General features: G+C 43.3%; 17 protein-coding genes. 2 read left to right on the plus strand and 15 right to left on the minus strand.

The features are described from left to right. From ACESTK_RS03300 to ACESTK_RS03335, 8 genes are all read right to left on the minus strand, one after another. A complete protein-coding gene (locus tag ACESTK_RS03300; RefSeq protein ID WP_294432796.1) occupies positions 1 to 393 on the minus strand; it encodes a hypothetical protein in 393 nt (130 codons plus the stop codon). A 6-nt stretch (positions 394 to 399) separates the two neighbouring features. Further along, a complete protein-coding gene (locus tag ACESTK_RS03305) occupies positions 400 to 3,495 on the minus strand; it encodes a glycoside hydrolase family 3 C-terminal domain-containing protein (protein ID WP_187565211.1) in 3,096 nt (1,031 codons plus the stop codon). Next, a complete protein-coding gene (locus ACESTK_RS03310; protein WP_187565212.1) occupies positions 3,492 to 4,589 on the minus strand; it encodes a family 43 glycosylhydrolase in 1,098 nt (365 codons plus the stop codon). Before ACESTK_RS03310 ends, ACESTK_RS03305 begins: the two co-directional genes overlap by 4 nt. 191 nt (positions 4,590 to 4,780) lie before the next feature. After that, positions 4,781 to 6,115, minus strand: a complete 1,335-nt coding sequence (locus ACESTK_RS03315; RefSeq protein ID WP_187565213.1) for a sensor histidine kinase — start codon at positions 6,113 to 6,115, stop codon at positions 4,781 to 4,783. Beyond that, a complete protein-coding gene (locus ACESTK_RS03320) occupies positions 6,115 to 6,852 on the minus strand; it encodes a LytR/AlgR family response regulator transcription factor (RefSeq protein ID WP_373118669.1) in 738 nt (245 codons plus the stop codon). The genes ACESTK_RS03315 and ACESTK_RS03320 overlap by 1 nt, the downstream gene beginning before the upstream one ends. A 384-nt stretch (positions 6,853 to 7,236) precedes the next feature. Further along, complete coding sequence (locus ACESTK_RS03325) at positions 7,237 to 8,058, minus strand: carbohydrate ABC transporter permease (RefSeq protein WP_173718072.1); 822 nt, start codon at positions 8,056 to 8,058, stop codon at positions 7,237 to 7,239. Next, positions 8,055 to 8,936, minus strand: coding sequence for a carbohydrate ABC transporter permease (locus ACESTK_RS03330; RefSeq protein ID WP_226854495.1), 882 nt, complete (start codon positions 8,934 to 8,936; stop codon positions 8,055 to 8,057). Before ACESTK_RS03330 ends, ACESTK_RS03325 begins: the two co-directional genes overlap by 4 nt. 120 nt (positions 8,937 to 9,056) lie before the next feature. Then, entirely contained in the window at positions 9,057 to 10,373 is a 1,317-nt protein-coding gene (locus ACESTK_RS03335) for an ABC transporter substrate-binding protein (protein WP_118577574.1), read from the minus strand. Between the two features lie 354 nt (positions 10,374 to 10,727). Between ACESTK_RS03335 and ACESTK_RS03340 the strand changes: the two genes are divergently transcribed. Beyond that, positions 10,728 to 12,557: a histidine kinase gene (locus ACESTK_RS03340; RefSeq protein ID WP_148461551.1), complete on the plus strand. Its 1,830-nt coding sequence runs from the start codon at positions 10,728 to 10,730 to the stop codon at positions 12,555 to 12,557. A gap of 21 nt (positions 12,558 to 12,578) precedes the next feature. Next, on the plus strand, positions 12,579 to 13,322 hold the full coding sequence (locus ACESTK_RS03345) for a response regulator (RefSeq protein WP_373118673.1): 744 nt from the start codon (positions 12,579 to 12,581) through the stop codon (positions 13,320 to 13,322). 46 nt (positions 13,323 to 13,368) lie between these two features. Here ACESTK_RS03345 and ACESTK_RS03350 read toward each other — a convergent pair whose 3' ends face one another. From ACESTK_RS03350 to ACESTK_RS03380, 7 genes are all read right to left on the minus strand, one after another. Beyond that, entirely contained in the window at positions 13,369 to 15,897 is a 2,529-nt protein-coding gene (locus ACESTK_RS03350) for a glycoside hydrolase family 95-like protein (protein ID WP_373118676.1), read from the minus strand. A gap of 18 nt (positions 15,898 to 15,915) precedes the next feature. Beyond that, positions 15,916 to 18,282 (minus strand): TIM-barrel domain-containing protein, encoded by a 2,367-nt coding sequence (locus tag ACESTK_RS03355; RefSeq protein WP_373118679.1) that lies wholly within the window; start codon positions 18,280 to 18,282, stop codon positions 15,916 to 15,918. A gap of 115 nt (positions 18,283 to 18,397) precedes the next feature. Further along, entirely contained in the window at positions 18,398 to 19,267 is an 870-nt protein-coding gene (locus ACESTK_RS03360; RefSeq protein WP_118577582.1) for an AraC family transcriptional regulator, read from the minus strand. Between the two features lie 77 nt (positions 19,268 to 19,344). Beyond that, a complete protein-coding gene (locus ACESTK_RS03365; protein WP_118577797.1) occupies positions 19,345 to 19,623 on the minus strand; it encodes a hypothetical protein in 279 nt (92 codons plus the stop codon). A gap of 53 nt (positions 19,624 to 19,676) precedes the next feature. Continuing rightward, positions 19,677 to 20,843 carry an aminotransferase class V-fold PLP-dependent enzyme gene (locus tag ACESTK_RS03370; protein ID WP_118577583.1) on the minus strand — a complete coding sequence of 389 codons (1,167 nt, stop codon included), beginning with the start codon at positions 20,841 to 20,843 and terminating at the stop codon, positions 19,677 to 19,679. Positions 20,844 to 20,848: 5 nt separating this feature from the next. Further along, entirely contained in the window at positions 20,849 to 22,216 is a 1,368-nt protein-coding gene (locus ACESTK_RS03375) for a hypothetical protein (RefSeq protein WP_373118682.1), read from the minus strand. A 320-nt stretch (positions 22,217 to 22,536) separates the two neighbouring features. Then, positions 22,537 to 24,630, minus strand: coding sequence for a corrinoid protein (locus tag ACESTK_RS03380; protein ID WP_373118753.1), 2,094 nt, complete (start codon positions 24,628 to 24,630; stop codon positions 22,537 to 22,539). Positions 24,631 to 24,680 lie beyond the last annotated feature (50 nt).

The following is a 24,680-nucleotide window of genomic DNA, read 5'->3' on the forward strand; positions in this document are numbered from 1 at the left end:
CTATTTTACCAATCCCTTAAATGACACTACAAATTCTAAGATCAGGGCTGCAAAGGTCAGTACCGCGAATATCAGGAATCCGGCTACCTGTCCCCATGTATACAGCCCGGAGACAGCCCATCCAAGCGGATCAAGCTGTGATGCGAAGCCATATACAAATGCAACGGAAAACAGGATTGCACTTACAGTGGAGGAAAGATTCAAAATACCAAAAGAATATTTCATGTTAACTACAATGGTAATAATATTTAATACAATAGCAATTGCTGCAATGATTCCAATCTGTTTTACTGCAACCTCTGAAGTGGAATATGCTACCAGTCCGATAATCCCAAGTACCGCTGCTGCCAGAGTCAGCCAGCTACTGGTTGAAAGCTTTTTCGTCTCCTTCATAACTGTTTACTCCTTTTCCTTTCCGTTCTTTTTCAGACTTACAAGATAAAGTACTACCAAAATAACTGTAAGTGCACCAAATGCATATTTGATACCTACGATCAGATTCTGCCACCAGGTATTTACATAGACGATCTGGGTACCTGCAGAAATGCCGTTCATGGCGTTACTCTGGGCAGTTGTATAGACATAAGTCTTAAGTATTTCTTTCATTTTGTGCTGGAAGAGGGAATCTGCTTTGATCTTCTTCATATTCTTATCAGAAGTCATAGCACCCCATTCTGTATCTTCATAAGTAGTCGGGTTGGACAGCATCGTTCCACCACCGCCCAGCAGGGAATCCTTCCAGTTCATATAATCGGCACCATTGATCATATCGGTAACGATCCAGCCAGTGTATCCCCACTCATTTCTTGCGATCTGTGTCTGAACACCTTCATCTGCACCTGCAAAAACAGTACCAACACGGTTAAATGCCGTCATGATTCCTTTTGCAACGTTCTTCTGCATTGCGCCCTGGAATCCTCTTAATTCCATCTCTCTTCCGGCCTGCTCTGTCATAAAGGTAGATAATCCGGAACGGTTTAATTCCATATTGTTAAATGCAAAATGCTTCGGAGTCATCATCAGTCCCTTTGAAGTTCCACCTGTGCAGACTGCAACTCCCATTAAGTTGGTAAGCATGGAATCCTCAGAATAATACTCATGGTTTCTTCCGCAATACGGAGTTCTATGGTTATTTAAGCCAGGACCTAAGATTGATGCAATATTGCTCCATAAACTGTCTTCGCCAAAGATCTCACCTTCACGCTGTACCAGCTCTTTATTAAATGTAGCTGCTACTACCGGCTCTGTAGGCATTCCTGCCATTCCATATCCGGAATATTCATCCTCTTCTGCTACATAAGTAGGCTCATCTGAATTTGTCTTATTCCATTTTACAAAATACCCTGGAACCTGGTCTCTTACAAAACCAATTGGTCCATCATTTGCGTAAGTTCTTGGATATCCGATGCTGTCAATATTCTCGAAATCATCACCGCCAGCTTCCACAAAATTAATCGCCTCATCCAGTGTCACCTGGTCCAGAAGCTGATCCCACTGTGGATCATCGTATGCCAGAACTCCGGTAGTGTTTCCATTTTCATCTGTAAGAATGAAGTCAGCAAGCTGTAATCCATTGTCAGCTCCCCATACTTCGTTATAATCACTATTTTCAGTTAATGAATAAGTATTATTGGTCAGACCAACCATCATTTCCTCAGTAGGAGTGATTGCTTCTACAGGTGTCCAGCCCTTGCTCCAGTCAGAACGTGTGGTATATTCTACTGTGTTCTCAATGAAGTTATTGATATCTGCATCCTGAAGGGCATTTTCAACACCTACAGAATAGGTTTCCTGGTTCTTCTCGCCCAGATTCCATACAATTGCGTTATCTGCTGTGATATTCTCATCTTCATTGATAGCGATCAGATTATCTGTGCTTCCTGTCTTTTTGGCAAGAATGTTGTTCAATGCTTCATGTGCACCATTTCCAACTGCAAAATAATAATCACCTGCATCCAGTACCCATGCACCCTGTGTTCCATTTTCTTTTACAGCATCCTCATCATAGCTTGCCATATACTGTGGATCAAAGGTAATGGTAACGGTTTCTGTTTCACCTGGCTCCAGTACTTTGGTTTTTCCGAAGTCTAACAGCTGAACAGCCGCTTTCTCAATTCCGCCTTCTGTATATGGAGCCTGCACATAAAGCTCTACAGCACTGCTTCCGGCTACATCACCTGTATTGGTTACATCTACCACAGCAGTTCCTTCGCCGCCGATGGCTACATCTACAGATTTTAATTTCTGTTCAAAAGTAGTATAGGAAAGTCCATAGCCAAATGGATATACCATTTCATTTGCATAATCCCATCCGTCACCAGTGGAAGAACCTTCTTTGGTATCTGCATTACCCTGTCCCAGGATCTGATCCTCGTATCTTGTTTCATAATACTTGTATCCACTGTAGATACCTTCGGATTCCACCAGATACCAGTCTGCTTTATTTGCTTCTGTCAGGACAGCATCTTTTCCAGCCTGTGTGCTGTTTGTGTAAAGATAAACGCCCCAGTTTACCATAGATGGGGAAGAAGCAGTGTTAGCCGGATAAGTGTCAGAAAGATGACCAGACGGATTGGCATCTCCGCAAAGCACATCTGCTACTCCAAGGAAGCCGTTCATTCCAGGCTCACCTACCCAGAGGATCGCATCGATTTCTGCGTCATTTTCCAGATCACCAAGTTCCATAGGGTTGTCTGAATTGATCAGTACGATAACCTTTGTACTATGTGCTTTCGCAAGCTCGATCATAGCCTTCTCATTGTCAGACAATGCCAGCGGACGCTCAAAGCTGTCACTTTCATCTCCGCTTACCATATTTGGATTGTAATCCGTTGCTTCTGAACTGTCACGGGAAAGTACGACAACAGCTGCTGTATCATCTGCGGACTTTAACGCTTCGTCTGTATAAACAGATGCCGGAGCTTCACCAACCTTGTACATTGGTGTATTTTCGTATGTCATTCCAAAGCTTGGCATGGAGGAATGTCCTCCTGCTCTTCCATAAGTTCCATTTACTTCTTCACTGCTGTAGAGATCCAGCATAGTCTGATTCAGGGTAAACTGCTTTTCTTCCAGTGCCTGCTGCAGGGAATATGCAGTCTGTCCATTCTCTTCATCAACAGCGACAGAGGAACCGATCATTCCACCTAAAGTAGGATTGATGGAGTTTAATCCCCATAAAGTAATATTTTCGCTGTCCTTTTTCACCGGAAGTGCTCCGTCATTTTTTAATAATACGGAACCTTCTGCACTTAACTGTGTTGCCAGCTCTTTCTTTGCATTTAATACTTCTTCCAGACTGTTAAACTCAGATTTATAATAAATTCCATCTGATTCACTGTCTGTCTGGATTACCTGGTAATTGGTCGTTCCCAATCTACCGTTGATAAACTGTGCTCTGCTGTTTGCAAGCGTCTCTACGCCCATTGACAGCACTAATACAGACGCCGATACGGTTGCAAGTCCCTGCATTGCCTGCTTTTTCAAATGTTTCATTTCTTTCCCCCTCCAAAGTCTTCCCATTTCCATTCATCATACCAGCGGATCATTGGCTTACCGTCGATCCATTCTACCGGCAGCCATACGTATGTGGAAATGCTTGTATTTTCTTTATGTTTGATTTCTACACCCGGCAATTCAACCGCTTCTTTCTCCGAAGTGTCCACCGTCCATGCTCCGCTCGCTTTCAAGGTCCGCTCTGCAAACGGATAGGACAGCCTTGTGATTGCCTTTCCCAGAAATGTAGGCATCCAGCGGTCAGCCATTGCGATATACAATTCTGTCCCCGGTACCTTTAACACACTGGTAAATTGGCTGAAAAATGAGCTTTTCGTAGTATCCTTTATACATGGATCCCCTAATTCCTCATATTTCCCATGCCAGTCTGTGATCCGGCACACCTTACTTGGGTTTGGATAATAACCAGTAGTTCCACTTGTGTAAAGATAATAATTTCCATCTTTTTCAAAATAAGTGGGGGCTTCTCTGGTATATGGCGGATGCAGCCCGTCATAATGAACGGAATACTCTCCGGTCACCTCTGTGAAATTCTCCGAAAGTGTAGCCGTTACAAGCTGAAAGTGTGGTCTGTCAAAAATCAGATACCCTTTTCCTGTGTTTTTGTCTACTGCGATGGTAAAATCCCCGGTGTCCATTTTCAGCGGCTTGTACACCTTATGGACATATTCATAGGGTCCCATGAAATCATCTGCCTGCAACACACACATAAACTGGCTTGTCACACCGGCCATGATCTTGAGCCATGCCACATATTTTCCGCTCTTTTTGCAATACACAATATGCGGACGGTCCATACAGTAGGTAGGGTGCAGTGGACTGTTCAGATCATCCGGATCCGGGTGAATGATAAGGCCAAGGTCTTTCCAGTTATACAGATCTTTCGATGAATAGGCTCTTACACCCCAGTGCCAGATCGTATTAGAAGGGCCGCCCTTGGTATATTCCTTGTTTTCGCCATACCAGTAATACGTTCCATCTTCTTCACTGTAAAAAACCGAAAAGCCATGAGCCTGGATTGCTTTTCCTTCAGTATCCAGCCACTTCTTCCCTGGTTTAAAACTATGGTACATCTCTTCCTCCTCCTTTTTTTCAAGCATACACTATAAAAGTCAGATATTTCCGGCTTTGTCATATAATCGCCTTTTTTTGACACAAATAATTCTGTTGCGAAGAGATTCACATTTTTTACTCCAGATACGAAAAAAGTAAGCGGTCTGCCTGCTGTACAAACCGCTTACTTTTTATTGGTCTTTTTCTGATTTTAATTTACGGACATCCTTTCCTGCATCTGCAAAAGCAGCTGCAGTTCAAACCATTCCCCATTTACTTTTCCCATAATGGAACCGTCATATTTATTTACGATGGTCTCCATGCTTTTCATTCCAAATCCGTGATTTTCTTTATCTTTTTTGGTTGTCAGAGGAATGCCGTGGTCAAATGCCGGAACCTCGGCAACTGTATTTTCGATACGGATTCTCACGAAATGCTTCACCTGTTCAATGGTAATATAGATCAGACGTTTATCCGGATCCTGGAATTTCATAACTGCTTCCACTGCATTATCCAGGGCATTTCCGATCAAAATGCTGATATCAAAAGGATCCATAAACGACAGGATCTTGCCATCTGCAATGCAGTTCATCTGAATTTTCTTACTCTGACATTCAATACTTTTCGCAGTTAAAATTGTATCCAGAACCTTATTTCCTGTTTTATTCTGTGCCTCATATATTTTTATTTCATTTTCCATTTCCAACAGACGCTGCCGTACCGTTTCTTCACCAGCCTCTGACTTTAATACATTGAGATAATGTTTCAGGTCATGATATTTCTGATTTACCAGATTAGTGCTGTTTTCCATTGTCTGATAGTTATCCTTCTGGAACTGCAATGTCTTCTCCAGAATCTGCACTTCATAGCGCCATTTTTCATCCATCATCCGCATATGTATCACATAAAGAGCCGCCACGCCACAGAGATTTATTACCATACGCAGCAGAAAAAATTCCCTGGATGTCGCCGCTGACAACGGGGTGTTGGACCAAAAGCAGCTGATGTTGCTGGCAAGATGCACCAGAAGTACAATAAATCCGGTACTGAAAACTTCATGCAGACGGATCTCAGGCTGTTCCCATTTATATAGGATTTCGCGTCCTGCCACACAGCAGATCACCAGAAGAATGCCATGAATAACCAGCAACATCAGAATTTGTGTCAAAAGTGTCTGCGACTTTACATCTCCATCCACAAAGAAGTAGTACAGCTGCCACTGGATCGCGGCACAGCATTCTGACAGCATAAGCGCCCACGCAGTATAATACCAGGTTTCCATCCAGCTTCTTTCACATGCAAATTTCAAATAGAAGAAACGCACCAGAACAATAAATCCACTGATGGGCACATACAAGGCCTGGCTGATATTCTGATAACCATCCGTTACGATAATGATCCAGAAGATAAGGAACGTCATCAGGATAGTTCCTGGAATCTCTTTTTTCCATTTTCTGTCTTTATTTAGAAGCAACATTACCAGTGCAGAATATAGCGCATATGCAAATGCATAATAAAGTCCTGGGGTTCCATCTGTCGTTGTCATTATTTGCTCACCTCACTGATATACCGGTTAAATTCATTCAGCAATTCCTTCTTGCGTAGTTTCGCCACCGGAATCTGCTCTTCTCCGATCTGCACAGTTGCCTCTCCTACGCTTTCCACATAGGCCAGATTCACCAGATACCCTTTATGACACCGGAAGAAATAATAGTCCTTCAAGGTAGCTTCCAGATCTTTTATGATTCCACGTACCGTATAGGTAACGCCGTCCTTATCCATATGATAGATCAGGTCATGCTGCAAGGCTTCGATATACATAATATTTAAAATATTGACCTTCTGAACCCTTCCCTTCAGATGAAGTGTGATATATTTTTTCGCACTTCTTCTCTCCATACGCTCCAATGCCCGTTCCAGCCTCTGGGAAAAAGCATAATAGGAAATTGGCTTCAGCACATAATCCAATGCGTCAACCTGATAGCCCTTCAAGGCAAACTGGGGCATATTTGTCACAAAAATAATGATAACATTGGAATCCATCTTACGGATATGCTGGGCTGCCGTCATTCCATCCATAAACTTCAGCTCAATATCCATGATCAGGATGTCAAAATCCCCATGATACTTTTCCACCAGGTCTGCTCCATCCTCATAGCGGACAACCTGAAATCTTACCTCATTCTCCTGCTCATATTTATTCAGATACTCCTGCAGGGTTTCTGCATAGGAATCATCATCCTCTACAATTGCAACCCTTAATAATTCCTTGAATTTTAGCATAAAAACTCCGCCCCACTTCCATCACAAATTTCTTCCTCTTTCACCCGCCAGCCAAGCTGACAGGCACCGTACCCATTTATTGTTTATTATATTTTAAATACCTCTTTCCGTCAAATTTTTGTAATTTTCTATTACATATGAAAGAATCCTGCTTTGCAGGATTCTCCGCCTGCGGCGGGTCGCTTCATGCGACATCTGCCTCTCCGCCGCAGTGCGATCCTACCCGGCAGGGCTTTTTATGTAATAGGAGATTCCAACGGAATTTCCTATTACATAAAAATAGCCGGAAATATTTCTTTTGATAACTCAAAGAAATACTTCCGGCCTGGAGCCTGATTTTTCGCACGCTCCTGAAGGAATTTATTATTTGTCAGAAAAAACTTATCACTCTTTCACTGCTCCAGATGTCATACCGCCCACAATATATTTCTGTCCGATCATATACACGATTACAACCGGAATACAGGTAAGTACAATATCAGCAAAAATATAGTTCCAGTAGCTTTTATTTTTTCCAAAGAACTGATAAACAGCCATAGTCATCGGGAACATTTTACTCTTGCTTGACAGATACAATGGAGTCAGGAAATCGCTCCACACACCCATGAACTGCAGGATAAAACAGGTCACCATAGTTGGCTTCAGAAGAGGCATGATAATCTTAAAAAACAGGCTGATAGGGCCTGCGCCGTCAATGACAGCTGCCTCATCCAGTTCCACCGGAACGGAAACCACAAAGTTGCGGATAGTAAACACACAGAACGGAATCATGGCGCTTGTAAACACCATAATAATTCCCTGTCGTGTATCGTTCAGATGAAGGGTGCTTAATACTCTCACCAATGTTACATAGTTAACCGGGAAAAACAGTCCGCAAAGTACGAAATAATATAAAAATACATTTAATCTGGTACGCTTGCGGCACATTACAAAGGCAGCCATTGCACAGAGCACAACACCAAGAGTGGTTGCGACCAGTGCGTAAAGTAAACTGTTTGAAAATCCCTGGATCAGGTTTCCTTTGTCAATAACCTCGGTATAATTGGAAAACAGCCATTCCTTCGGCAGGGCAAGACTCATTCGGGAAGCCTCGCCTTTACTCTTGAAAGAGTTTATAACTACCATATAAAAAGGCAGGATAACGGTCAGGCACAGCAGGATGCAGACCAGATGTTTCAGCAGATTCTGAACTTTTTTCTTTGTCATTGCTGTACCTCCTGTTTTCCTAAAGTTTTAACAATTACAACACCAGCAATTGCTGTGATCAGAAGCAGAATACTGTTCAAAGCAGAAGACATACCGTACTGACCTCTGGAATAAAGCTGGAATGCATAGGTGGTAAGAACCTCTGTTGCATGTCCAGGGCCACCGTTTGTGAGAACGTAAACAATATCAAATACCTTCAGGCCATAGGTAATACCAAATACCAGGTTGATCATAATGGCGCCGCTGAGCATTGGAAGTGTCACATACCGAAGCCTCTGCCAGAAGTTTGCCCCATCGATCTCAGCTGCCTCATAGTAGGATCTCGGAATGGTATTAAGACCGGCAAGGAAAATCGTCATTACATAACCAATACCTCTCCATGCATCCACACCATAAATGGATTTCCACACAACGCCAAGATCCGAAAGCCATTTCTGTTTCAGGATTCCAAGATGCAGACCATCCAGAATTGCATTTAAAAGACCATTGTTATAGTTGAGAATGGACTTGAAAACAAGACCAATGATAACAAAAGGAAGGATAGACGGCAGATACAAAAGTGTTCTGTAAAGTCCCTTTCCTTTCAGTCCTTCCTGAAGCATGATGGCAATCAGAAGTGCCGGAATCAGCTTCACAATATTGGAAATAATGGTAAATTTCAATGTATTTCCAATACCGCTTAAGTAATCTTTGTTTGATGTGAAAATCTCTTTAAAATTGTCAAGTCCGACAAAATGAATACCATTTAATACACTTCTTGAATTCCAGTCAGTGAATGAATATGCAACACCCATTATACTGGGAAGCAGGAAAAAGATAATGTACAAAGCCAGCGGCAGTATCAGAAACCACTGTGGATAAATTTTCTTCTTATTCAAAGGCGATACCTCCCCTTTATCAAACAGTGCGAAGGAATCACTCCTTCGCACTGAAGATATACCCTTATTAAATATCTTATGCTTAAATAATTATGTCAATTTCTTACCGAAAAACTTTATTTAGTTCCAGTTTGCATCGCCAACTGTCTTGGCAGCCTCTGCACGGTTGGTGTCCATATTTGCAAGAACGTCATTTGCTTCCATTTCGCCCTGGCAGAACGCAACCATATCCTGACCGAACTGCATCCAGTAGTCGTTTGTATATTTGGTACCAGTCTGAAGAACAGATACGCTCTTCTTGCTGTCATCTACTGTTGCAAGGAACTCTTCTTCCTCTGGCAGCCAGTGTTGCTCAATTGCATCATCGTTCATATCAACGTTTGTGTATGCAGGAGAGTTGTCAAGGATTTCCTGAAGACTCTCTGTGGTTGTAACAAAATTGAAGAATTCTTTTACAAGATCCTCATGCTCTGTTCCCTTGTAACCAAACATGGTAGGTCCAGCCGGGTTGGTCGGATACCAGGTGTTATCGCCAAGTGGGATCAGGAACATACCAAACTCATCCTCTGTGCCTGTGTCATCTTTGATCTGCTGAATGTAACTGGAGTTTGCCATAGCCATTGCAATGTTTCTGTCGCCAAATTCATTTGTCAGGTTGGTGCTGTCAGTTCCAATCCAGTCCTCTCCGAAATATCCTGCATCGGAAAGCTCTTTGAACTCGTTCAGAACCTCAAGCATTTTCTCATTGTCAGCAAATGTAGCCTGATTTGTATTCAAAGCATCGTAAAGTCCTGGTGTAGCTTCTTCGTAAACACCACCGATCTGGAAGAATGCCAGCTGATGCTGCCATCCATCTGCACCTGGCATAAACCATGGAGTAATTCCCTGTTCTGCGATCTTAGCGCAAAGGTCTTTCAGCTCTGCATAAGTAGATGGTATCTCCCAACCATTCTCTTCGAACAATGTTTTGTTATAAACCATTACATATTCTGGTGAATTGTGCCAGATCTGAAGTCCGTATAATTTATCATTGTATACACAGGATGTTTTTCTTGCTTCCGGCATAAGATCTTCCCAGGAAGCTCCTGTGAAATCAATACAGTATTTCTCTGGATCAACGATTGTAGACTCGATTGCAAATGGGTTGGACTGAATCCAGAAAATATCTGCACAGGAATCAGTAGCCAGTTTGGACTGAAGCAGGTCAGAATACTGGTCAGCCGGAATAGTCTGAAGGTCAACTGTTACACCATAAGTATCTTCAAAACGCTCGATTGTTGCATCATATCTGTTATCCATCCAGCCTGCTGATACCAGAATACTCAGCTCCTCACCGGAAAAATCTGCAGTCTCCTCTGCAAATACGGTAAGTCCGCTTGTCATGGACGCGATCATTGCTGCTGCACAAGCCACTGCCACAAAACTCTTTCTTTTCATTTACATATCCTCCTTTTAATAAAATGGCATTTACCTCATTCAGGAATCTCCGCTGATTCCTCTGTTCTTTTGATGATATTATTTTATCAGCCAGATGCTTTTTAATCCATGGATATTCTTACTTTCAATTTGTACTTTTTTCACCACATATTATACTTTTTTCACATAAGCTTATGTTTCTTCGAAAAGTCACCCGAAATTCTTATATATATTTTCTCTGTTTTCGAGCATTTATTTGTACTTTTTAAACAAATATGATATACTGATTTTTAATGTTTCACACATGGATTTCTGCATCTGCTTTCATAATATAGTCAGCAGCGCGGGCAAAACAATTACAGGAGGTATCGCCAGATGAAATCACGCAGTTTACAATCCAAGCTTTTTTTTGCCTATATCAGTCTGGCCTGCCTGATTCTTTTTTCTTTTGCTGTTTTTTTCTATGCTTTTGTTTCCAGACAGCTCAAGCAAAGTCAGATCAGTGCCATGAACACTCTCAATTCCAGCTTTCAGACTCAGGTAGATTCCGCGATCCGCAATCTGGATGCAGTATCTGTAAACATTAACTACAGCAATCAGTCAAAAACCATTCTGGACAATTCCTTCAACTTAAATATTTCCAGCAACATGCTTTCTGCCATGTCTGATTTGTTTATTTCCCTTTCCGGAACCGAGCTGAAGGCAGATCAGGTAAATCTCTATGATTTTTCCGGATATGTTCTGGAAGCCGGCATCTCAACTATAGTCAAAAAGACGGATGGCTCAAAGGATGAGTGGATTGAGGTCGCCCGTGAACTGGAGGGAAAAAAAGTCCTTACTCCACCCTACTGTACCAGAGAATATACAAAAACAGCCACCTATGACCAGTGGTTTATTTCCCTGTACCGATCCTTTAATAATCAATATAAACGTGGCGTGGGTGTGATTGAAACAGCCAAGCAGTGCAAATCTGTTTTTAAAAGTATCATCACTTATAAAAAAAAGAACCATGAAGATGCTGCCAGCATCTATGTTTTTGACAGCAATGGCGATCTGATCTATCCCTACGATATTTCCCAGGAATACAAAGCAGCACTTCAGCCCTACTATGAACTTACCAAGGGAGATGATTCAGCCCTCACTTTTATCAGTCCTCTTACAGGAAAAACAGAGTATGCAGCAGAGGCCGTATCCTCTTATACCGGCTATACCTATCTTACAATTCAGCCGGAATCTGTAGTTCTGGCTCCGGTTTACAATCTGCTTCGTATTCTTGCGGCAATTGTTGCGCTGTTTCTGACAATCTCCATCTTTATTTCCTACCGGCTTTCCCGTTCAGTCGTAAAACCGGTAAAGCATCTGAAGCATATTATTCAGCGCATGGAGCTTGATACACTTGGACAGGAAAAGGTAACTGCATATCCGGTTTCCGTTAATGAACTGGAAGAGCTCTACCAGGCCTTTCAGCTGATGAGCGACAATCTGAAGGATTCCATGGAGCAGCTGAATCAGGCTAAGGAGCAGGAAATGAAAGCCAGAAGCATGGCTTTGCAGACACAGATCAATCCTCATTTTTACTACAATACCTTGTCCAGCATTATAGTTCTGGCAGAGAACGGAGATTCTGAGACCGTGGTAAAAATGTGCCGGAATCTTTCCCGGATCATGCGTTATATTACCAATACCACAGAGACAACGGTCACTTTAAAGGATGAACTGGATTATGTACAGAAATATCTGTATTGTATGAAGGTCCGTTATCAGTCCAGCCTGAATTACAGCATCCATGTAGATGAAAGCCTTCTTTCCCAACCAGTCCCCAAGCTGATCATCCAGCCTATTGTGGAAAATGCCATTCGCTATGGTTCGAACTGTGCACCGCCATGGAACATTTCGATCACCAGCATGGTCACGGAAGGAAGCTGGCAGATTGAAGTAACGGATTCCGGTCCTGGCTTTACAGAGGAAGCCAAAGAGAGGATCACTGCCAACATTATGAAAGCCATTCAGAATCCGGGACTTCCGGAACTAAAAATAAATGGGCTGGGAACTATAAATGTGTATCTCAGATGGAAAATATTCTGTAAAGGAGACATTATTTTCAGATATGGAAATACCGCTGATGGGCACGGAATCGTGTCTATTGGACGGTATTTTTCCAAGACAGCTAAATCAGCAGATGAAACTGACTGCATAAGTGAATAAGCAAGGAGGAATCAAAACAGTATGACGTACACTGTCATCGTTGCGGATGATGAAGAACTTCTGCTCACAAATCTTGTCCAGAAAATCCAGAAAGCGGATCCGGATTTTCAGGTGGCAGGAACTGCACAAACAGGCGATCAGGCTCTGGCTCTGGTAGAAAAGCTCAGCCCTGATCTTGTAGTTACGGATATCCGTATGCCTGTGATGGATGGAATCACCCTGCTCACAAAAGTAAGGGAGCAGTTTCCATTTACTAAATTTATTATCACCAGTGGATTTTCAGATTTCGAATATGCAAAAAAGGCCATCACTTTAAAGGTTTCTGATTATCTGCTGAAGCCAGTTGATTCAGAGGAGCTTAAAGAAGCTCTCTCCAAGATCAAACAGGAATTTCAGATTGCCGGAAATGATTACGAAGAGGTGTTTAATGCCCGGACTGCTGCCATGACGCCAACTCAGATTGCCACATTACTGAAAGATTTCATTGTAAAAAACTACAGCGAGGACATTAATCTGAACCTGATCGCAGATAATATGAACTACAGTCCCAGCTACCTGACCAAAATTTTCTGCCAGGTCTACGACTGTACACCTTCCAGGTATCTGATCAACCTGCGAATGAGCCACGCCCAGAGACTTCTGCTCCACGAACCGGGGCTGTCCATTAAACAGATCGGAGAAATGTGCGGCTACCATGACCAGGGATATTTCAGCAGAATTTTTAAAAAATACACAGGGAAAAGTCCTCTGGAATTCCGGGGATAAAACAGGCTGTCGGGATAAAAATCATAGTATCCCGACAGCCTGCTTATTACAATACGAACAGCAAAACCTGTTCCTCTTTCTGTAATTCAATACTCAGGTATTCCCCAAAACACACCTCTTCCCGTCCACTGTAACCGTATTTCACTATAACACTTTTTTCGGGCCAGGGGTTTTCCACGCGGCAGGTATTCCCTTTGTGGCTTAGCACAGTGACCTTTTCTATCTCCCCATCCTTAAGGGATGCACTTACCTCAAAGCCACCCCATGCGCGAAAATTCCTGAAAGAAGCATTTGGATGTTTTTTTCTTGGCCATACAGGAAAAATGCGGATGACGTCTTCATAGCTTTGAAGCATCATTTCCTGAATTGCATCCGGAATAGTGTTCAACTGCTCAATTCCATGCGGATTTTCTTTCAGAAAGCCGTTTGGAATTCCACGATGAATAATCATATCCCTCATTTCATTCCAGATAATATCCGGGTCGTAGCCTGTACGGACAGCTGCAGTAAAAAACAGGCAGCTCAGATTAGACGCATTAAATGCCCCTGCTTTATAAAAATGGGCATGCTTTACAACTGTTTCTTTTTTCTCATCAGCAGCTCTCTCAAGAGCCTTTTTATACTCCAGCTCGCCCAGCTTGTTCTCCACCAGGCTGTGAATATGCACTGTGTTTCTCGCCACTTCCAGCTCTTTTTGATCACTTCCAAGACCCACTGCATTCCCTGGATAAATATGCATTATATTTCCAGGAAAATGGAAGGACCACTTTCCGCCAACACCCTCATCATAATAAATTTCTTTATCCAGCATTTCCTGGGGAAGCAAATCCTCCAGCTTCACATCCACTTCTTTCCACAATGTAGGATTGTCCTGAATTTCCCGAATGGTTCCCTTTGGATATGGTGCCAGATTTTCGGCAATTTCCTGCCACTTCGTTCGTTTTTCTTCATCCAGTTCCAATGCCTCACTGATTTTTGGAAGCCTAGTAAAAAATGTTTTCAGATACCCCAGAGTATTTACAGGATCCTCCGGCACACCATTTTCCCTGATATTTCCATCTGTACGCTCATGCATGCCATCTCCAACCACATGGTAAACGCCATCCCGAAGAACCAGATCCTTTTCCCAGAACTCAGCCACTCCTCTGAGATATGGGTAAACCTTCCAGGCATACCTTGTATCCTGACTGATTTCATAGCGATAGATCATATTTAGTGCACCGTGAAGTGCCGGTGATTTCATATGCAGGAGCAATGCCTCACTGACCACCCCATCAGGACCAAGTCCAAGCGGATAATAAAGCCCTTCATGATGAAGAAGGCGCTTACACATCTCGTCTGAAATCTCCATTAATTTCAGATAAGGTGCATCATGTGGATCGGACTGTTCAAAGTGCCCGGAAACCATCAGGTTCAGGTAAGGTGACTGATGGTTATAATTGATCTTGTAATTTCCATTCCACGCAGGGCGGTCAAAAGTACTGATTCCAAGAATATTCGGCGGATAATCCGGATCCCGTGACAAACTTGCCAGCATATACTTTGACAGATAATATCTCTGCTCGATCACCGGATCGTCCAGAGAGATTTCCGACATGCTCCAGAATCTTTTCCACCATGCCAGATGACGGGTGCGGAGATTTTCCACATCTTCTGCAGTTATCCACCTTGTTCTTGAAAAAGCATATTCATAAGGTCTGCTGCATTTCGCCCAGGAACGCACTGCCAAAATAAAAGTTGCCCTCTCACCGGCTTTTATTCTTCTTCTGGTGCTTCTGTCACGTAAGTCATAAGCATTTCCGAATTCTCTGGATTTTTCAGCGGACACATTGTTTTCTGCCTTTTCTTTTTTCAGAAATCCCCCTGCGAATCCAACCTTCGTCGGCATGTCCACATGATCGGAAAACTGCCTGTAGCCACTTACAATACCACCTCCGGTTTTCTTCACCTGCAGCGGCCGTCCTGTCACAAGCCCTACAAACATTCCATTTTGAATTTTCTCTGACTCACCGCTTCCCCAGATATCAACTGCTTTATCACAGCCTTTCCCCGTTTCATCCGGAAAATAAAAATCAAATTCCAGATCCAGGTCTGTCTCCGTTTCAAACTCCACCACAAGAACATTCTCATCTGCTGCCATCCAGCTTTTCAGAGCACATTTCTCGCCTTTAGGATTTGTTAATATTGTTATAGTTTCTGCCGTTGCAAAATTCTGTTCCGTATACCACTTCGCATCCTCCATAGCTGGAATGTCAAACACCATACGGCCAACAGGTCTTGGACTGCCCCCACTTACAGCAGGATCACATTTGGCAGAATTGTTATCATGAAAAAACTCCCAGTTCGCTGCACTTTCCATCTGCCAGAAATCATTTGTAGTAAACCAGAACTGCGGATACCTTGCATTTCCTGCCACAGCAGCCAGCAAATCTCCATTTCCAAGAATGGGAGCATCAATCTTCGTTCCGGCATTCTGCCAGATTTTCCATCTTCCACCGCCGGATACATCCACATTGCCATCCGGCACTGATTCCGGAGGCTGGGTAAATACCGCTTTATTTCGTTCTGCTATCATATAATATAAACCCCCCGATTATTTTACAATCACAGTCTGGTACACTGCTTCCCTCATTCCCGGGAAACTTCCTTCTCTTTCTCCAATGTTCAGCCTGCCGGCGCTTTCATCCCATACAAGCTTTGTAATTGCATACGCGCCATTTTCAAAATTGTAATTATTTCCTTCATCCTCATACAGTACAAACTCACCATCTGCCCCAGGATAAACCATAAGCTGAATCGGCTTTTTGGGCTCCTGCTGAGCATAAACCAGCCCGTCTGCAACAGGGATTACCGCTCCTGCTTTTACAAAAACCGGAATCCTGTCGATAGGTGCTTCCACTGTTACATACTGGCCGCCCTTATATTTTTCATTTGTCCAGTAATCATACCAGCCGGTTCCTGCCGGAAGATAACACTTCCATGTTTTTTCACGGTCAACAGGCGTACTCTCAGGTCCATAATACATGGGCTCTGTGACTGCACAAACAAGCAGGGACGGACCAAACATAAACTCATTTTCCACCTTTCTGGCTTCCCTGTCTTCTGGAAAATCAAACAGCAGACTTCGCATAATGGTATAATCCTCAAAATGCACAGCCCCTGCAAGGGAATAAATATACGGCATCAGATGATACCTCAGCTTAATAAACTTCTCAATGGCGTCGTAGAACATGGTTCCCTTTTCCCCGAAATTCCAGATTTCCCTTGGTGTGTCTGTTCCATGAGAACGGAACATAGGGAGAAAAGTGCCCATCTGTAGCCATCTGGTGTAAAGCTCACAGTATCCCTTATCCTTCACTCCCTCATTATATTTCCCCTGCCAGAACCATTTAGGCTCAGGATCTGTATTACATCCGCAGCCGCGATTCTGCCATTTATCTGCCACAGTGAAAAATGCTCCGATATCCAGAGTCCAGTACGGATAACCACTCAGTCCCATATTCAGGCCTTCCACAATCTGGATCTTCAGGTTTTCCCAGTCAGCACAGGTATCCCCGGACCACAACATGGCTGCATATTTCTGTCCGGAAGCATAACCGGAACGTGTAAGATTTAATACACGCATATCCTCACGGTCTTTTCTCTGATTTTCGTAAATTCCCTTTGCATGCTCCAGCGCAAAAACATTTGCCACAGCCGGATCCAGATATTTCTTATGCTCGCCTCCAACCATCAAAAAGCGCTCCCAGGGCTCTCTTTTTACTGCGCCGCCCCAGTCAGGACCGGAAAAAGGTTCTGTGGAATCACACCACCAGGAATCAAAGCCCTGGTCAAACAATCCTTCTTTTGCCTGCTTCCAGTACATTTCCCTGGCCTTTTCATTAAATGCATCATAAGTTGCGTAATCATAAAGCAGATAACCTGCATCGAAAAATTCCTGGTGATTTTTACCGCCGGCATTCATATTTGGCCATACGGAAACCATGGTGTGTGCATGCATTTCATGGATCCGGTTTATACATTCCTTGTTATCCCCATAACGGGACTGATCCAGAATTTTCTCGCCCCAGTTTCCCGGATCCCAGGTGTTCCAGTCCTGGACCACACAGTCCAGCGGAACATTAAGTTCTCTGTAATGACGGACGATTTCCTCCAGCTCTTTCGCTGTATAATACTGCTCCTTTGACTGAATATATCCGTAAGCCCACTTCGGCAGCATCTGCGCTTTTCCCGTCAGATAACGATAATCGCGGATAATTCCATCCATAGAGCCGCCGCCCATAAAGTAATAATCAATCTGCTCCACTGTATCCAGGAACAGGTAGGACTCCCGCCCCTCATCGTTAAAGGTCATAAGAGAACAGCAGTCAAACAGGATTCCATATCCTTCTGTGGAAACAAAAAGAGGCATGGGAATTCTCATATTATGCTGGTAGAGATACTGATTATGACCGCGGTAATTATAAATTCCCTCCTCAGCCTGTCCAAGGCCGTGAATCTCTTCCTCCTCATTCCAGTCAAAGAAAACTCTGGCGCGATAGCCCTCGCGTACCTTTTCCGGCTTCAGATTTTGAATAAAATTACGCTCTCCATCTACAGTTTTCACGCGATTGATAATCGGCTTCTCTCCACCGGTCGTGTAACGTACCACATCAATTTTCGTCAGATCTGCCTTATTCTGGGTGCACCATTTGCTGCCATCCGCATGCTTCCATTCCACACATCCCTCAGACAGATTTAAAGAAACCAGAACCTTTTTTGTTCTTACATTCAGCCTGCCTTCTTTTTCTTCTGCTTCAAAAGCAACTTCAGGATAATCCTTTTTTTCAATTATAAGCGACTCCGGTTCTCTGATCTCTTCTTTTCCGATCACGCAGCGGATAATTTCCTCTGTCACCGGAATAAGACGATAAACCATTCCCCCGGCTGCTTCCTGCACATAGCTTTCCGTTTTTATCATTTTTTCTTTTCCTCCTTAAATCAGTTAAAAAGGCCGCCATATCAGGACAAACTTTCCTACTTTCATCCTAACATGCCAGCCTTTGATCGGTCTATGTCATATCCGCTCCTGAATTTTAATTATTTTTACTCTTCTCATCTCCAGGAGTTTTTCCCATATGTTTTTTGTACAGTCTGTAAAAATTTGAAATATTATTAAAACCGCATTCCATGGCAATTTCCGTTACATTCGCCCCGTTTTCCCGAAGCATTTCACGCGCCCTGTTAACCCGCAGCCGTGTTACGTAATCGCTGAAGCTGATATTGGCCACCCTGCGAAAATAGGAGGAAAAATAATTGGAGCTCATATAAACAGAGGCTGCCACTTCCTCCAGGGTGATCTTCTCACAATAATGATCATTTATGTATGTGAAAGCCTGCTCAAGGCGTTTCATTGCGTTTTTCTTTTCCTTAAGCATTTCCCCTGACTTGGTCTCATCCTGATATGCGCGGATCAGCATGGTAAGGATTCGAAGAACATTAGCCTTGATCATCAGCGGATAGCCCTCTTTACGCTCATTCCACTCCTGGTGGATTTCGCGGATACTGATCCGGATTTCCTCATTTACCTTCTCTTCCCGCCCAACTCTGTTCTTGAAATTACTTCCTCGCTCCACAAACGGCTTCAGATATTCTGCATCAAACACACTGATCTTCTCAGCTACAAATTCCGGAGAAAAAATCATTACCAGAAGCTTCATATTACCGCCAAGCAGCTTCCATCCATGAGGCTCCACATTGTTAAAAATGATAATATCATCCTTCTCCATTGTGTATTCCTGGCCGTTGACAAAATAATTCCCCTTGCCTTCCAGAACCCAGGTGATCTCAAAATAACTATGCCAGTGCCAGGTTCCCGGGCGGCTGTTAGCCTGATTTAATTCTACCTCTGATATCTGAAAAGGAAACTCCTTATCAAGAGGAATGCTGTCACGTTCCAGTTTCATCTTCTGCCTCCTGTAGCTGTGTCATATGCACAGTATAGCAGAATTCCTGCTGACCTGCAATCTCCCTTCCGGACTCCTTATCCCAGAAATCTTTCCAGTTTTTCCAGTTCTTCCTCATGCTTTCCGTGAACTGCGATTCTGAAATAATCCTTTCCCTGGACACCTTTTATCATATAATAATCACTTTCTATTTTGAAAAAAGGCTCTTTAAGCATATCCAGATATACAAAGCTTCCAAGAGGTTTCAGACTCAGTATAAACTCTCTGTCTATTGGCTGATCCAGCAGATAATCCGTTGCAAACCATCCGGATTCTGCGCATTTCTCCCTTGAAGGCTGTTTCCCAAGAATTTTCATTTTCACTTTTGTTCCCTTCAGATAATTTTTCCACACGATTTCATCAGATTCAGCTACCTTTTTAAGGAAGCTGCAATCTGTCCGGCAGCTGTCAGAAAAGCCTGAATATCTTTTTCCCCGGTAAACCAGGAGATGCTGACTCTCACAGTTCCACCGTTTTCTGTCCCCATTGCCTGATGGATCAGCGGCGAGCAGTGCAGTCCAGCGCGGACTGTGATCCCATATCCGCTTTCCAGTATATAAGCTGCATCAGAAGCCTTTAAGCCATCGAAATTCATACTCAAAACAGGCCCTCTGCGCCCTTTTGGACTGCCGTAAATTTGAATGCCATCTATTTTTTTCAGTCCCTCATACAATAGCTCCATAAGCATTTCTTCTTTTTTCTGTATCCAGTCCAGCCCTGTTTGGAGTATATACTCAGTCCCTGCAAGAAGCCCTGTAATTCCCGGAATATTCTGTGTTCCCACTTCATATTCGTAATCACCATTTTCATAGGTGAGCTGCTGACTGTTTCGCCCTGTACCTCCGTATTTTAATGGTTTCAGGGAAATGCCCTCTCTGATATAAAACCCGCCTGTTCCCTGGATTCCAAGAAGACTTTTGTGCCCTGTAAAAACAACGGCATCTGCATTCCAGCCATCTATATCCACAGGAATACATCCTGCACTCTGGGAAATGTCTGTAATTAAAAGCAGGTTGTTTTTTCTGGCAAAATCAGCTGCCATTTTCATATCCTGTATATATCCGGTCACATTGGAGCAATGATTGATGATCATGGCAGATGGCTTTTTTCCAGTTGTTTTTGTTGCTTTCTTCAATGTATTCTCAAGAGCCTGTTCTGTTATTGCCCCATCTTTCCCACAGGGAACGATCCATACAGGATGTGTGTCTTTCACTGTCTGATTCATCAGCGGCCGAAGTACACTGTTATGCTCTGTCTGTGTTGCAAGAACAGCCTGACCTTCTTCCCCGAAATTCAGGCCGCAAAGCAATGTATTCATACTCTCCGTTGCGCCTGAGGTAAAAAAAATCCGATGATAGTCACTGATATTTAAAAGCTTTCCAAGCTTCTCCCTGCACAGCTCTTCTGCATCTTTTTTTAATATATCGCTTCCTCCCCGGAATTGCGAAGCAGGCGTGTCCATAAGACACGCCTGTACAGCTTCACATACAGAGGAAGGCTTAGGCCAGGAAGTGGCCGCATTGTTCAGATAGATCATCTAACTCATCCTTCCAGGATATTGAAATCCATAACCTTTGCAATTTTTTTGATCAGCCTGGTATAATCACCAAAAATCAGAACCTGATGATGTCCAAAGCCAGCCAGATTGTGCATAAACTCCCTTGCATCATCCATCTGGATATAGTAATACGGGCTGCAATAGGTCTCGGCATATTCCGAACGGATTACTTTTCCTTTCTTAATGCACATGGTATCACCTGCCGGATTGAAACGACCAAGTGTAATATAATCGTCTTCGTTCTGTGTAAAATCAACCTGAAGCTTACCGCCGAAGCCCTGTCCGGTAAATGCCCACAGCTTGTATTCCAGCGGTTTTGTTCCGTATCCGTTCATACAAAGTGCCGGAACTGCATGATGGATCCTGAGCAGCTCATCTGTCTCATGATTTGGATTTCCCATAAAGGCCGGACGGTTTGCAGCGTATTGCATGATCAGCATTGCCATAAGTGCATTCAAGTCTTCCTCGCATCCACTTGGAATTCCCTCATCCTTCATAATTGAATGACACATGCATGGTGTAAATTTACGGTTCTGTGGAATTTCCGTCGTACAAAGCTCATGACAGGCTGTGGAAAATGCATTGCAGTCATAAATATCCATCATTTTCTTTGCTGCAAGATAATATTTAATGTCATTGATAAACCAGTCGGTATTTACCTGAGTATCTGTAGAACCAGCAATCAGCTTATCCGCAATTGGCTTTGCCTCTTCATCCGTAATCTCATCCATATATTTGAAAATAGATGTGAATGGAAGCTTGATCACTTCAAATCCATAACGCTGACGAAGAACCTCCGGATCACGGATAAGGCTCTGAATTCCAAATGTAGGCTGGGAACCTGCGGTCAGCACAAGTGCTCTTGTATTGCGAACTGCTTTTCTTACCCAGAGAATATGTGCGATTTCATTTACATCCTGAAGATCCATTGCCACATATGCTTCCACGCCAATTGAGCGGCAATATGCTGCAAAATCAATGCCCTCATTTCCATTCTGCCAGATAATGACCGGTTTTCTGTAGCGTTCCAGCTTCGGAATTCTCCATCCCATGCAAAGGAAGCAGTCAATTTCATCTACATCTTCACCGATCTTGTCGAACATTTCTTTTTCTACAACAAAGGATTCATTATATCTTACATCCAATGCCTCTTTAAATTCAACCTCGCTAATCACGTCCTTCAGGGACTCTACAGAGCTTTTGAAGGTTTCATCAGCAACCTTTGTCTCTGCCTCTACAGTCATGTCTTCTTTTCGTCCGGCACGGCACGGTCCCTCCCAGAAATGAGTATGTGTCAGACAACCGATCAATGGTCTTACAACAAGTTTTACATCCATAGCTTTCTGTTTCATAGTTTGAAATACCTCTTTTCCCCATTCAATTTTTGTGTTTCCCCCGCGTATTAATTTCAATTATATCTTTTAAAAAAACTTTTTCTTCTATTTTCTTCCTGTTACTTTATACTTTCTTATTGTTTTTTGTACTAATTACACAAATATTATAATTATTCCTATTAGTTTTATATGAATTATTGCACGTTGTATATCTCATACAGACAACGCAAAGCGCCGACAGATTTACCTGCCGGCGCTTTGTGGTTTTTATTATGGAGTTAACAAAATAAACTTAATTTGAATATGAGTTTGCTTCCGTCAATAGGATTGCATATGTTTCAGCGTCCCAGAGACTCTACAAAAGTTCCCTTCACATCGCTCCAGTTGCGGTCTGCATAATCAAGAAGATATGCAGCCTGCTCCATGGACATTTCCGGGAAAAGAAGGAAAAGGCTGTGGGAGCCGTATTTATTTACAATTCGGTCTACGTTGCGAATCCAGTCTTCAAACTCACCGGAATATACCTTTACCCAGATGGATTTGCCTGCTGCAATTGCTTTATCATAGATCACATCCCAATCCGGAAGGGTTCCGTCCGGACCGGCATCACCGCTGGTCCACTGAAGAGCATCAATTCCCTCAATTTCCATAAGCGCATCCATGTGCTTAATTGCAGCCGGACCATCCAGATGATAAAGTACATGATCTACATTTTCAGACTGACTGCGTAAGGACGGCTGGATATATTTACGGAAATCTTCCGGTGACATCATTGCTGAGAAATCGCACTGAAGCTTCACCGTTCTGCCTGGTCCCCAGATCTGGAATACGGTGTATGCATTTCCGCCTTCTTCATCTTTGATAACATCATAAAAACGGTCATAATATTCATAATAAATGTCCGTTACCTCCTGGATTCTTTCCCCGATCATTTCCGGCTCATCCAGAAGATCAAACAGAATATCCTGCGCTCCGCGAAGAGAGGCAAGAACATCAATGTTTTCCATAAGATCCGGCATATCCACATAGAAGTCATCTCCGGCAAGTGCCTGACAATCCTTTGCAAGCTGAAGATGTTTCTTAAACCATTTATTCTCCGGATCAAAGGTCAGCTTCGGCACACCGTCCCAACCGTCCAGACATTTGTTAAACCATACTGTATCTTCTTTAAACCCAATTTCAGAACCAAGATAAGAAGCAAGTGAGCCTGGTCCAAAATCAATATTCAGATTCGGAAAGCTCTCTCCAAGGAATGCATGTGTCTGGCAGAAGTAACGATAGCGGTCAACAATTCTCTGAGGGTTCTGGTATTTGTCCTCCATATCTTTCCACTTCAGTTCTTCCGGCATATTATAGTATTTTCCCTGACAAATCTGATCCAGATAACCGCCCTCTACAGGTGTTCCGTCGGAGTACTGCTCCACCTCAGGTCTTCTTGCGATTACGCACATAAGCGGTCTTCCCGTGTTCTTATGCGCCCAGTAGTTGCGGAATTTCTCTTTGGCAGCTTCCATATTTACTTTGTAGCCTTCACCAGGTTTTGGAAGCTGAATTTTGCTCAGATCCACTTTATCCTTCACAAAATGAGGTGCCTCATGAAGCGGTCTGCGTACCCAGGTACCATTAGTTTCGGATGTTTCGTAGTAATCATTTTCCGAAGTTTCTTCTGCATCCGGCTCTGACTTTGTCTGCGCATCAGTCATCGCAATATTTTTCTCCTTGTCTTCCGCACCTACAGTTACGCTTTCCTCGCCCTTTACTGAAACCTGGTCAAATTCCCCGGCTGCTGCCTTTGCACAGAATCCGGATTCCGCATATTTTTTTGCACACTCTGCTGCAGAAGCTGCATCCTCTGTGTATGCGTCTGCTCCGATCTCATCTGCAAACTCCTGGCTGATCGGCGCACCGCCAACCATGATCTTAATCCTGCTTCTGAATGGCTGTTCCAGAAGTGCCGCTACTGTGTCACGAAGTGACGGCATTGTAGTGGTAAGAAGAGCGGAAAGTGCTACAATGCTTGCTTCTTTGTGCTTATTTACCTCATCAATAAAAGTCTGGATCGGCACATCAACACCAAGGTCAATTACTTCGAAGCCTGCACTTTCGAACATCATTCCAACCAGATTTTTACCAATGTCATGAAGATCTCCGGCAACCGTTCCAAGAATGATGGTTCCTGCGCTTCCGGCCTCTCCGGTTGCAAGATATGGCTTCAGTACTTCCACACCAGCCTTCATGGCTCTGGCTGCAGCCAGCATCTGTGGTACAAAAATAATCTCTTTCTTAAAGTTATCGCCAACAACTGCCATGGCGCCGATCATGGCGTCGTTGAGGATTGCAGTTGGATCACATCCTGCATCAAGTGCCTCCTGGACAGCCTGTCCGATTTCTTTATTTTTTCCATCCTGGGTTAATTTGAAAACCTTCTGCATTTTCTCATCAAGCGGAGATGCAGGAGCCGGCTGAGCGGCTTCCTCGGATG

This window comes from Ruminococcus sp. Marseille-P328 (assembly GCF_964249465.1).
Lineage (GTDB): Bacteria > Bacillota > Clostridia > Lachnospirales > Lachnospiraceae > Blautia_A > Blautia_A faecis.